Source organism: Saccharococcus thermophilus (assembly GCF_011761475.1).
Lineage (GTDB): Bacteria > Bacillota > Bacilli > Bacillales > Anoxybacillaceae > Saccharococcus > Saccharococcus thermophilus.
Genome location: NZ_JAASRS010000001.1, coordinates 972,242 through 984,651, shown reverse-complemented (window position 1 = coordinate 984,651; position 12,410 = coordinate 972,242). Strand labels below are relative to the sequence as shown.

At 43.2% G+C, this 12,410-nt stretch carries 10 protein-coding genes; 3 read left to right on the top strand and 7 right to left on the bottom strand.

Going from position 1 to position 12,410, the window contains the following annotated elements; all coding sequences use genetic code 11:
• Positions 1-24 precede the first annotated feature (24 nt).
• The 3 genes from BDD39_RS05090 to BDD39_RS05080 form a co-directional block, all read right to left on the bottom strand.
• Positions 25-585: a hypothetical protein gene (locus BDD39_RS05090; protein WP_166908718.1), complete on the bottom strand. Its 561-nt coding sequence runs from the start codon at positions 583-585 to the stop codon at positions 25-27.
• A gap of 391 nt (positions 586-976) precedes the next feature.
• Entirely contained in the window at positions 977-1,969 is a 993-nt protein-coding gene (locus BDD39_RS05085; protein ID WP_166908716.1) for an acrylyl-CoA reductase family protein, read from the bottom strand.
• A 184-nt stretch (positions 1,970-2,153) separates the two neighbouring features.
• Positions 2,154-3,539, bottom strand: coding sequence for an amidase family protein (locus BDD39_RS05080; RefSeq protein ID WP_166912268.1), 1,386 nt, complete (start codon positions 3,537-3,539; stop codon positions 2,154-2,156).
• Positions 3,540-3,744: 205 nt separating this feature from the next.
• Here BDD39_RS05080 and BDD39_RS05075 point away from each other — a divergent pair, with 205 nt between their 5' ends.
• Complete coding sequence (locus tag BDD39_RS05075; RefSeq protein WP_166908714.1) at positions 3,745-4,047, top strand: hypothetical protein; 303 nt, start codon at positions 3,745-3,747, stop codon at positions 4,045-4,047.
• Between the two features lie 904 nt (positions 4,048-4,951).
• Here BDD39_RS05075 and BDD39_RS05070 read toward each other — a convergent pair.
• The 3 genes from BDD39_RS05070 to BDD39_RS05060 form a co-directional block, all read right to left on the bottom strand.
• Entirely contained in the window at positions 4,952-6,157 is a 1,206-nt protein-coding gene (locus tag BDD39_RS05070; RefSeq protein ID WP_166908712.1) for a trans-sulfuration enzyme family protein, read from the bottom strand.
• A gap of 700 nt (positions 6,158-6,857) precedes the next feature.
• Positions 6,858-8,390 (bottom strand): AAA family ATPase, encoded by a 1,533-nt coding sequence (locus BDD39_RS05065; protein ID WP_166908710.1) that lies wholly within the window; start codon positions 8,388-8,390, stop codon positions 6,858-6,860.
• Positions 8,391-9,221: 831 nt separating this feature from the next.
• Complete coding sequence (locus BDD39_RS05060; RefSeq protein ID WP_243845989.1) at positions 9,222-9,641, bottom strand: hypothetical protein; 420 nt, start codon at positions 9,639-9,641, stop codon at positions 9,222-9,224.
• Positions 9,642-9,751: 110 nt separating this feature from the next.
• Between BDD39_RS05060 and BDD39_RS05055 the strand changes: the two genes are divergently transcribed.
• Positions 9,752-10,942, top strand: coding sequence for an ISL3 family transposase (locus tag BDD39_RS05055; protein ID WP_166908708.1), 1,191 nt, complete (start codon positions 9,752-9,754; stop codon positions 10,940-10,942).
• A 139-nt stretch (positions 10,943-11,081) separates the two neighbouring features.
• On the opposite strand, the gene BDD39_RS05050 is transcribed toward BDD39_RS05055, so the two are convergent.
• Entirely contained in the window at positions 11,082-11,711 is a 630-nt protein-coding gene (locus BDD39_RS05050) for a nuclease-related domain-containing protein (RefSeq protein ID WP_166908706.1), read from the bottom strand.
• Positions 11,712-11,929: 218 nt separating this feature from the next.
• Between BDD39_RS05050 and fliD the strand changes: the two genes are divergently transcribed.
• Positions 11,930-12,361, top strand: a complete 432-nt coding sequence (gene fliD, locus BDD39_RS05045) for a flagellar filament capping protein FliD (protein ID WP_279587952.1) — start codon at positions 11,930-11,932, stop codon at positions 12,359-12,361.
• Positions 12,362-12,410 lie beyond the last annotated feature (49 nt).

The window sequence follows — 12,410 nt, the reverse complement described above, 5'->3', positions numbered from 1 at the left end:
GTTTAGTGGAGGCATCTCATCTATTTATAAAATGTGAAAGACGATGAATACTCCTGCAGCGAATAATAATCCGATATGCACAGAACGAATAGGAGAACTCGCTTTATTTTTCGAAAGAACTGTTCCAAAAATCGCCGCTGTCCCCATGAGTGCAGTTGCGATGATACCGAGATACTCCCTTATCTCCAGCTCACCTTTTGAAACATACATGAGAATTCCGTGCGCTGCGGCGAACGTAAAAGCAACCGCCCCGATAAGCATGTGCCATTTTGTTAGTAATTTTAATAATAAGACGAAAAATTGTTTTACGTTAGGAAATGTTTTCATAATGAATTTTGCGTTTCGACGCAAGGGAAAAAGCGCTCCTGCTGATAAAGCGACGGAAACTGCTCCCCATCCTAATAGCTTTCCGCCTTCTTTTGTCGCTTTTCCCCCTCTTTCTTCCTGTTTCTCATGTTTTTCGTAATGCCCATGAATTTTCGTTTTGCCATTATCGGCGAAAGCATAATTCGTCTGTCCAATTGCAAAATAAATCAATAGACATAATACCGATACGCTGAACATGGCAAAAATCCATGTTTTCATTCATCTCACTCCGTTTCCCAATCATTATCTTCAAGCACATTTTAAACAGTAATTGTGAAAAAAAGGTGAAAAAAATAGAAAAACAACAAAAAAGAGATAAAACTCATCTTTGTTTACAAGAACGTGTCGCAAAACCTTCATCGACGCATAAAAAACGTAAAAAATCCACCCCTTGGAGCGGCTGAAGCGCCATTCCAAAGGCTGGACATTGTCATGATGTCCCATTTCGTGACGGAACAAGCATTGAGTGCGATATCGTCTCCATTTCCATTGCCTTAAAAACTGATGCGGTGCAGAGCAGCCGATTCGAATGATCTAGTAGATCGATGACGCGTTCAAGACAAATAAAAAACCCCTTGTCCGAATCCTCGGAACAGGGGGATAGTTATCATTATGATAGTTTTACCACCGTTCTTCCGCGCAGTTTGCCTTTTAAAATATTCGATAACGCCTCAGGAAGCTGTTCGAGAGTAATTTCCCGCGCAATTGATTCTAATAGTCTATCAGGTTTTAAATCGCTGGCCATTCGTTCCCAAACTTGTTTTCTTAACTCCATCGGGCAATAAACGGAATCAATGCCTAGTAAACTAACGCCGCGAAGAATAAATGGGAAAACAGTGGTTGGAACGTCCGCACCGCCTGTCAGCCCGCTAACCGCTACAGCGCCATTATATTGGATGCGGCTTAAAACAGTGGCAAGCGTTCTTCCGCCGACAGGGTCAACGGCCGCTGCCCAATGTTGTTTATCTAACGGGCGGATCTTCTCGGCACATACATCTTCTCGGGAAAGAATTTCTTTCGCGCCGAGTTCGCGCAAATATTCATGCTCTGTTTCTTTGCCTGTGCTTGCGACCACTTCATAGCCCCGTTTTGCCAGCATCGAAACCGCCAAACTGCCGACACCGCCGGTTGCCCCAGTGACAAGCACTTTCCCTTTTTCCGGAGATAGACCGTTTTCCTCCAAGCGGTGAATCGACAATGCCGCCGTAAAGCCGGCTGTTCCTAGCGCCATTGCTTCTTTTAATGTCAATCCTTTTGGAAGCGGAACAATCCAATCTCCAGGAATACGGGCGTATTCACTGTACCCTCCATAATGCGTTACCCCAATTTCATAGCTAGTCGCAATGACTTCGTCCCCTTCTTTAAAACGCGGATCGCTCGAAGAAACCACAATGCCGGCCAAATCAATCCCCGGGATAAACGGATACGTCTTTACAATTTTGCCATCGGGAATGCATGCCAATCCGTCTTTATAGTTGACGCTGGAATATTGGACCTTGATCAGGACGTCTCCTTCTGGAAGGTCATCCATGGTAACAGCTTGTACATTGACGGTAAAATCGGTTTCCGTTTTGTTCACTACTAACGCTTTAAATTCGCCCACCAGACATCCTCCTCAAAATTTTTCCATATTCTTGTCTATAACGATAACAAAATTACTCTCGATGGTCAAAATAATTTTTGTTGTCCAAGCCGTATTTGCATTACCCCTGCTTCACGTTATTCGGTGGCATCCCTCCATACATGAAAAACCTTCCCTCTCCCATCGGAAAGGGAAGGTCGTTTTCTTACTGTTTAAGAGCAATCGGGTTTTGTTTTAACTCTGGATGCAACTTTTCAAACACATCGGCAACGTTTAATATTTTTCCTTCTTGGAAGGCCGGGCCGACTATTTGCATGCCTATCGGAAGACCTTGCGCAAAACCGCACGGTACCGTTACAGCTGGCAAGCCCGTCAAATTGAACGGTCCAGTAAAACGAATAATATGGTCAAGAAAATTCACTTCTTTTCCGTTTAATAGTACCGTATCTTGGCCTATTTTCGGAGGCAGTAACGGAAGTGTTGGGGTAATGATGACATCTACCTTATCGAATATCTCCTTAAATTCTCGATCCAACTTCAAACGAATTTGCTGCGCCTGCAAGTAGTCCACGGCGGATGGTATTTCTCCAAGCTTCAATAGAAAACGAACATCGTCACCAAAATCCTCTTCTCTTTCTACTAAATTATGATGATGAATGGCGCTAGCTTCCGAGATAATCGTAATCATTTCCGCGTATTGCGCATATTGCAATGTCGGAATTCGTACTGTTTCGACGATGGCGCCTTCACGCTCCAGCGATGAAATGGCATTCTTCACCGCTTTTTCCACTTCTGCATCCACATTGTCAAAGAAATATGGTTCTATACCGATTTTTACACCTTTGACGGACTCCGTTAATTGCGTGGAATATCTAGCTGTAGGGGCATCGATAGAGGTCGGGTCTTTGGGGTCATAGCCTGCAATCGCTTCTAAAACATAGGCAGCATCTTCCACCGTTTTCGTCATCGGACCGATGTGATCCAACGACCACGCGAGCGGAAAACAACCGTATTTGCTCACTAATCCATGGGTAGGCTTTAAACCGACAATGCCGCAAAAGGAGGAAGGAATTCTGATCGATCCGCCCGTATCCGTTCCTAAAGAGGCAATCGTCATATGAGCAGCTGTCGCAACTCCTGATCCTCCGCTCGATCCTCCCGAAATTCGCTCGGTATCCCAAGGATTGCGAACAGGACCAAAATGGGGATTATTATTCGTCGCTCCCCAAGCATATTCATGCAAATTGAGCTTCCCTGGAAAAACCGCTCCCGCTTCAGAAAGTTTCTCCACCACAGTCGCATGATAGCTAGGTTGAAAATGCCGATGTATTTTTGATCCCATCGTTGTTGTTTCATTGGCAAAATAAATATTATCCTTAATCGCCACTGGAATGCCATGTAGCGGACCACGATAATTTCCCGATAATATTTCCACTTCCGCCGTCTCCGCTTGTCTGCGCGCTTTATCCGCGGTTACCTCAATATAAGCATTTAACTCACCGTTTAACTTTTCGATTTGTTCAAGTACATCACGGACGATCTCAACTGGGGAAATTTGCTTGCTTTTTACAAGCGGCGCAAGTTCGGAAATCGTTTTCTCATTGAACCGTTACACTAAAAAGCCAGCTCTCTACAAAAGGAGAGCTGGCTCTAATTTTCTCGATATTGTGCTAAAAACCACTTATAAACGTGACAACTTTTCGAACATTGCTCCAAACTGATTATGATTGCCATGATTTTGTAGTATAGTAAGATTGAGAAATATTTCACATGTTACTAGGAGGACGCGGACGACGATGATTGTGCATGAATTGATTGGTACGGAAACCTTGTTTACCGAGCAACTGAAAGAAGGATACTATGTGATTCGGGAAAAATACAACAAGCTGGACGTTCAGCCGCAGGACATCGATACGTTTCAGCAAATCGACTGCGGAACAGAAGAAATCGTCACTGTTGTTTTTGACCCGGGCAACGACTATTCTCTCGTTTGCTTGGACACATATATATTCAAAACCGAAGTTCCTTCCCTTTCCGAATTGCGGCAAACGCTTGAAATGAAGCACGAAGATCTTTTCCAACCAAGAGTCGCTGTCTAGATTTTGTACCTCCAGGGCGGAATTTGCTAAAGCCGAACTCCTTCACCCGCATTTTACCCCCTCAAAAATTTGGCGAACAGTGCATATTACTGTTCGCCATTTTTTCATGCAAACGCATATTCCGTTGCAACGATTTGTTCCAAAGAATACCGATGATTTACCATGTCAACGACAAATTCGATCGCATCGTCCTGGGGAATATTCCAACCATATCCATCGCAAAAGAAAAAGAGAGCCTGTCGTATCCAACCGTACCGACAACTCTCTTTTTTGATGCTCTTTTTCATATGTCTGAAGCAGAACAAGAACACAACTTCATAAAATTCAGGTTCTCACTCAAAAAGGGGATAAAACTTTTTCAATTACGCTACCATATATCCCCATGATATTCCAATCCTCTAAACGAGGTCGTTCTTTTAAAAGAGCACCTTCATTTTACCATTGATTCTCTAGGGCGGCAAGGGGCGTTTTTGCACACCCCCGCAATAAATAAATTGTTGTTATGTAAACTAGACGGTTTGACCAAAATCGTTAAACGTCCAAATCCTTCATATATCAACATCGCACTTTAGTTTATGAAAGCAAAATGGCGCTGTACACCTATGCCCTTTTTTTGGCCGTTTTTAGACCGTGCAGAAGTGATGTTGATGTAGTTTGAAGAATGCCAGCTGCCGTATTAGAGAAAATGTTCTTTCACCAACCGAAGCATTCGTTCCAAACACGTGTCGACTCCCATTGCAGGCATACATGCGGTCCAATCCGCTTTCGATGCCCGATGACCGCAAAACATGAGCATTCCCTTTTTTCCTTGCCCGATTGGGTTTGATCATGTATGATTAAAAAACTTCCCGATTCATCTCCCCCTTCCCTTCGTTTTGGGGAGGGAGACTTCTCGGGAAAAATGTTAAACTACCTGCAGCGCCTGCCACACATCCGCTTTCAGGTCATCGATGTGCTCGATGCCGACCGAGAATCTTACGAAATTGGACGGAATCCCAGCTGTCTTCATCTGCTCCTCGGTCATCACTCCTTCCCACATCGCCGCTGTATGTACTACAAGGGAGTCGACCCCTCCCAGACTCACCGCGTTAGGCGGCAGTTTCAACGCAGAAACAAATCGCTGAGTCTCTTCATAACCGCCTTTAATGGCAAAGGCAATGACTGCTCCGAACCCTCGCATTTGACGTTTTGCCAACTCGTGTTGCGGATGGCTAGGAAGGCCAGGATAATAGACACGCTCTACCTGTGGCTGCTGCTCCAGAAACTCAGCCAAGGCTAAGGCGTTGGCATTAATGCGTTCCATCCGTATCGGAAGCGTACGCAGACCACGCAATAGCAGCCATGCATCCATTGGCGAGAGGACGGAACCGATGGAAATATGCGTGTGCCAAATGCGCTCGGCTAACTCCTTGCTGGTGCAAATGACACCAGCTGTCAAATCATGGTGTCCGCCCAAATATTTTGTTGCGCTATGAATGACGATATCGACGCCTAAATCGTGAGGACGCTGATTGATCGGCGACGCGAACGTGTTATCGGCCACGACGATAATTCCATGCGGGCGCGCCAGCTCCACCACAGCAGCCAAATCCGTCAACACCAAAGTCGGGTTAGCTGGCGTCTCTACCATGATGAGCTTCGTGTTAGGCCGTATCGCTTCCGCAAAGGCGTTGATGTCCGCTTGTTCAACCAGAGTCACTTCCACACCAAATCGCGGCAGCATCTCATCCATGATCTTGGCGGTACTCATATAATGCCGCGTCTGTGCAATCACATGATCTCCTGCACTGACTAGAGCTAGAATGGTCGTAGCAATTGCCCCCATCCCCGAGCCAGTGACCAGCGCGGTTTCTGTGCCTTCCAGTTCAGCCATAATCTTCGTTACACGCTCATGCACTGGATTACCGTAACGCGTGTAATACCGAGCATGACGGGGCGTTCCCGCCATTTCCGCAAATTCACTGGAATTATGTGCGCGAAACGTAGCTGTGTAGTAAATTGCTGGAGCCACCGTCTTATCATTGGTGACCCAATCATCGCCATGCACGACCAAGGTTTCGGTTCGGAGTCCTTCAAGATTCAACTCTTCACGATTATCACGTTTGGCCATCTACTCTCTCTCCTTTGCTTTTCTAGATACTCGGCTAGATAAGAGTTTTTGATAAAAAATAGATAGTTAGAAATCTATCTTCCCGGAACTCTGCCCGAGGAAAGTTGGCAGGTTCTTGTGTACTATAGAGCTTCTTCTATCCCCTTCGCATAGACACTCACTCTAATTCCACAAGACTTCATGAACAAGGATTCCTATGAATCCATCAGTGTCCTGTTCGCCCGATTCAAGACGCTTTCATCGATAATCAAATCCCCTACCGCCTACCATCAGAAATCTTTTAAAAGAATTTACTATTAACCACTTCATCCCAATGACGAAAGCCATGGGCTTTCGTGGTTAGTCATCCTTTAGTAAACAGAATTTTTGTTTATTTCAGAACTTAATAGATATTATATAATTTTTTTAAAAAAAGTAAACCTATAGTTTTAATAGAGTTACTGACTAGTCGAACAGTGCCTGCTACTGTTCATCTTTCCTTTTTCGAACGGAACATTCCCCGATCTGGTTTATATAGAAAACGTCACCCTCATTATTTTGCTGCTTTTTCTTTTCGAGCTATTTTAATCCAAAGATACGAGGTACAAAAAGCGGTTTTTCAAAAGGAAAAACAAAATATGAAACAAAAATCTTTCCATCTTCTCTCCCCTTTGCTGTCGGCTGAATAATCAAAAAATTTTAACTAAAAATAAAAACTACTTTAGTTCGCCCGTCTCAGTTTATTTTTTTGCGCCCATTCTTGAATGTGTTTCAATTTTTCCCCCATTGTTTGGCTCAACGGGCTTGTTTGGCCGATTTCTTTCAACAAATACGGCATTTCTAACGTTTTTTGGTCATAGGCGGCTTGAAAAATACTTTCGTTAATTACCGCCTCGATTTCACTGCCAGAAAATCCTTCTGTTTTTTCCGCAAGCAGATCTAGATCAAACTTCTCTGGTTGATATCCTTTTTTCTTTAAATGAATGGCAAAAATCTCTTTACGCTCTTGTTTTTCCGGCAGATCGATAAAGAAAATTTCATCAAATCTCCCTTTACGCATAATTTCTGGAGGAAGATGTTCAATATTGTTTGCCGTAGCCACAACAAAAACTGGATGCTTTTTTTCTTGCATCCACGTAAGCAAGGTAGATAAAATCCGCTTACTAACTTCATGGGTATTGGTGCTGGTCGGGTCTGGGATCACTTTATCGATTTCATCAATGAACAAAACGCAAGGGGAAATGTTTTCCGCCAGCTGAATCGCTTTGCGCATATTTTCTTCGCTTTCTCCGAGCCATTTGTTCATCAACGCCCCGATATCTAAACGAAGCATCGGAAATTCTAGGAAGTTGGCGATTGCTTTTGCCATGTAACTTTTCCCGCATCCTTGCACTCCTGTCATTAACAGTCCTTTAGGCAAATTTAATCCGTATTTTTTGCGAATCACTTCATTGTAAGCAATTTTTCGTTTCTTCACCCAATCAATTAACGGCTTCAGCCCTCCAATTTCATTTAATGACACGTCTGGCTCGTAATACTCTAGCACCCCTTGTTTTTCAACAATTTGCCGCTTTTCACTAGCAACCGTTTTCGGTTCGATTTTTCCATTATTTCGCAACATCGATTTGATATAGGCGTTAAAAATCTCGGTTTCCGTTAACCCTAGCGATGCATTAATAAGCCGCTCTTTTTCTTCTCGATCCATCTGATAATGGCTGTTGGTTTTTTTTATAATAATGTCAATCATCTCTGCGATTTCGTCCCGCCCAGGCAGCCCAAAGCGCACCACATGAATCAATTTATTTAATTCTAACGGAATTTCCGCCTTTGGTGCGGTAATGGCAATATGCTTGTAAATACAATGATCGACATCGGAATAACGCTTCCATGAAAACTCCTTCGTCATCGGCACTGTAATATGCAATACCGTATCTTTTAATTCGAGCAACAATTCTTTATTTTGAAAGAAAATATGCAAATCATGGAGAACGAAGATCGCGTTGTGTGGGTATTCTTTAATTTTTTTGAACATCTGAAAGGGATTCCGTATATCCTCTTTGCGAATCGTTTCCGCTTCCAACACTAGCCCGCTAGAATAGTTCCATGTAAACACATCGTATTGCAATGAATCTTGTTTGGCAATCCAATGAAACGTCTCCACTACTGGACGTTCATCTTCTGTCACGACATACAAAAGGGGATATCCCGCCAAAATGACGTCCTTCAGTTCTTCCTTTGCCGCTTGATAACTCATTCATGCCACTCCCCCATCCATTATCCCTATGTTTTCATTTTAGCATAAATTTCCAATATGGTTACCGTGAATCTTCTCCATAACGCATATTCCATCTGCCGCGGCCACTAATCAACAAAAATATCGAACCCATCAACCGTGTTTTCATACATTTTCCCATCACCGCCACGCAATCGTTCCCTAAAAACTTTTGTGATTTCCGCCACCCTCGCACCTCATTATCGTTTCCCCCGTTTCGCAAACACAGCCTTATGCCATCGTTTCGACCAATATCCTACCTATAAACGCACGATGCCAAACCGTTGTACGCAACCAAACACATATCCACCCCTTTTACACGAACTGCGAAACCTCCTAGTTCCATGCCAGCACATACATAGAAACAGCCAGCCCTCCATTGATGGAGAGCTGGCTGTTCTTTTTAACCTCTTCCATTCCGTCTTTCATATTTTCAAGAAGTCACCGTGAGATTTATCGGAACTGACTAGGGAAATCCTCTAAACGAGGTCATCCTTAAAAAAGAGCATCTTCATTTTAGCATTGATTTTCTAGGGCGGCAAGGGGCGTTTTTGCACACCCCCGCAACCCCCACAGAAAATAAATTGTTGTTATGTAAACTAGACGGTTTGGACGAAATCGTCAAACGTCCAAACTGTTGATATATCAACATCGCGCTTTACTCTGTGAAAACAAAATGGCGCTGCACACCTATGCCCTTTTTTGGCCATTTTTGGACCGTGCAGAAATAAAAAAGAAAGAATTGCCCATCTATTGGCATGCACTTGAATAATTGATGTAACTTTATCTCTTACACACACATCTTTTCCCTCTTTAATCAACTCCTACGTGAACGGCTAAGTACCGAAACTCTCCATGCTTTTCATTGCGAACGGTTGAATAATCATGCCATTGCATTTTATACATCCCTTTTAGGATAATCGATTCTTCACGGTTTTTTGTCGTTCCCGCTGACGCATGCTCCAGCCACTTCAGCTCTCCAGTTAAAATCCTGTTTTCATGGATTCGAAAACAGCTGTCCACCGTATTGGATCTGGTTGGCTTGCTCCAATACAAATGGTCATTGGTTAATAGAATCGCAATTCCTTGGACATTTTCTCTCCCTGTGGCAAGCTTTTCAAGTTTCTCGACTTGTTTAAGAAAATCATAACGGCCAATGTCTTGAGCACCGTGATGTTTTAATTCTATTGATTGATTGTTTTGTTTCATTGTTAGCCTGGCGAGTTTATTCATTAAATAGGTTCATCACCAAATTTTGTGATTTAGTGACAAAAAAGAGAAAGCACTGACGAGATCCTGGCAATAATGTTAGCGGTGAAATAAACATTAAGGAGGTCTCGTAAGTGCTTTCTATACCACTAGGATTGCCAGAATTTAAAGTTATTAAACAAGAACTTCTTTCCTATGGTTATGCGATTCATGTAGAGAAAACAGAGACACAGGAACGTTGCCCTCATTGTGGGTTTGCCACTTCCTCTGTCCACGACAGACGGACAAGAAAAGTACGGGATTTGGCGATTTTCCATCAACCGGTGTACTTGTTCGTAAAGGTAAAGCGCTATCGGTGCTGGAATTGTTCCCAAGTGTTTTCCGCCTCTTTGGAATCGATTCCACCCAATCAACACTACACCAATCGATTTTGTGAGTACTTGTATGAACTTTGTGAAGGCTCCACCATTCAAGAGGTTAGCCGAAAGCACCGCATCCCATATACGACATTGGAACGCATCTATTACTCCATCGCATCGAAAAAAGCAAAAGAGCGCCAAGCAGCAAAGGGGGCATCTTTTCAGGAAGGGATGGTGCTTAGCTTAGATGAAATCGCTGTAAAAAAGGGACATCAGTATGAAACCGTATTGATGGATGCCAAAGCCGGATCGGTCATGGGAATGCATGCCGATCGCCAATGTGACTCCGCCATCAACTTGTTGAGCCAAAATGTCCTGTCGAAAGAAATGGTCCAAACGGTGATTCTTGACATGTGGGAACCTTATCATAAGGCGGTTCGCGCCCTGTTTCCATCTGCTTCGATTGTCATCGATAAGTACCATGTGGTTCAAAAAGTGACACAAGCCTTGGATCAAGCAAGAAAGGAATTTTATCCATTGAAAAAGGCTCGATATCTTCTCTTAAAAGGCTGTGAAAAGCTTCGTAAGGACCAACGGCTTCGATTAGACGATATCTTGGAGGAGTATCCGGCACTTTCCATTGCTTATTATCTGAAAGAGTTGTTTCGGGATTTTTACCGAACCGATGGATATAACGAAGCAAAGGAACGCTTGGAAGAATGGATTAAGTTAGCCAAACAGAGCCCTTTTGCTTCTTTTCAGGAAGCAGCCAACACGCTTGAAAGGTGGAAGGAGCCTATTCTTTCCTACTTTTTGTGCCCATATACAAATGCCCGGATCGAGGGGACGAATCACAAGATCAAAAACATCAAACGCCGGGCATATGGCTATCGAAATCTAGAACGGTTTCGTTTGCGTGTATTTCTGGAGTGTACAGGGAACACTACAGGTAGTCAGGCTGCTTAAGCGCTCCCTTCTTCCGCTATCGGTATGATAGTTGGTAGAATGGAACCCGTCAAGGAAAGCACTTGACTGTTTCCATTCTACCAACTTCGTGGTCTGTATGCGGAAGAAGGATCCTGACTGATGAACCTATTTCATCCAGCTAACATGTTTCTAGGATTGAGTAGAAATCACAGAAAATGGTGAAGACCCCTAATTTTTGAGTCAACAGTTGTTTTGTTTCTCTATCGATCACTTTTGTTTGGTGCTGCTCGAGCACTTGTTTCAGCTGTCTAGGATAAACCACGTAAGCATGGGTGAAATGAACATCTGATTTGAACTTTGCCCGCGGCAGAAACACGACAATCGAGTGAATCGGAATATGCGAGAACGCCTCCCCGAGCCAGTTTCTTAATGCCTTGATATGTCCTTTGTTTTGCAAAACGGGATTGAGAAATTTTTCTTTTCGTTTGTAAATTACTTGTGTCCAGTATTTTGATGTTTCATCGCCGAAAATCCAGCCGCTGTAATTTTTCGTTTCGATGACAAACAGGCCTTGATCGGAAAGGATAATATGATCCATTTGTGAAGTAGAGACATCTTGTTTAGGAATATACAGGTTATGAAAAGCTTTGTATTTTCCAGATGATGTTGCTTCTATCTTTTTGATTGCTTTACGGACTTTATATTCTCCATACGATCCCATCCATTCCGCTTCTTTTGACTTGATCCATCTTGCCAATAAGGCAAGCAAACATAAAAGAAGCAGCGTATAAAAAAGATTCGCGTTCATCCGCTTTCCCCTCCCTTTGTCATAGATAGAAAGACTTGGTTAATCTGATTCTATCAATTTTTGTAAAAACATGGTGTCGAATATTGTCAAGTGCATAAAAAAAGCAGAAGCCTTTATGGCTTCCGCCTTAGCCAACGGGGATCGAATATAGCGAACAGCTCCCGCCTTACACCTTTTTCTCTCCGTTTGTCTTTTCTTGTCTATATGATCCGGTTATACTGTTTAGTAAGGAGGTGAATAAGGTGGAAGAACAAACGATGTTAAAAGAAATCTTAAAAGCGCTCGATCTGTATGCATCTGACTTTCGCTCACAAATCGCTGCATTAAACGAAAAAATCGAAACAATGGACAAAAAAGTCGAAGCATTAGACAAAAAAGTTGAAGCAATAGATAAAAAAGTCGAAACGATGAATGGAGAATTTAAAAGAAAGTTTGCGGAAATGGACGAGCGGATACAAGAGATGGAAGACCGGTTGGAAAGCAGAATCGATCGGCTGGAAAATGGAATGAACGAACGATTTAACCGTTTGGAAACAAAAATCGACAACTTGCGCATTGAACTTATCGAAACACAAGAAACCGTCGATTTCCATTCAGCCAAGATCGCTCAACACGACCGAAAAATCCGCAAGCTCTCCCAGCAACAATAACCTCTCCTAACACAGCTTCCTTGTTCTCTCCACAATAAAATTGCCCCCA

Bases quoted from the DNA above. Each gene is read 5' to 3' on its own strand.
- BDD39_RS05090 (WP_166908718.1), bottom strand. From the start codon at position 585: ATGAAAACATGGATTTTTGCCATGTTCAGCGTATCGGTATTATGTCTA.
- BDD39_RS05075 (WP_166908714.1), top strand. From the start codon at position 3,745: ATGATTGTGCATGAATTGATTGGTACGGAAACCTTGTTTACCGAGCAA.
- BDD39_RS05070 (WP_166908712.1), bottom strand. From the start codon at position 6,157: ATGGCCAAACGTGATAATCGTGAAGAGTTGAATCTTGAAGGACTCCGA.
- BDD39_RS05065 (WP_166908710.1), bottom strand. From the start codon at position 8,390: ATGAGTTATCAAGCGGCAAAGGAAGAACTGAAGGACGTCATTTTGGCG.
- BDD39_RS05060 (WP_243845989.1), bottom strand. From the start codon at position 9,641: ATGAATAAACTCGCCAGGCTAACAATGAAACAAAACAATCAATCAATA.
- BDD39_RS05050 (WP_166908706.1), bottom strand. From the start codon at position 11,711: ATGAACGCGAATCTTTTTTATACGCTGCTTCTTTTATGTTTGCTTGCC.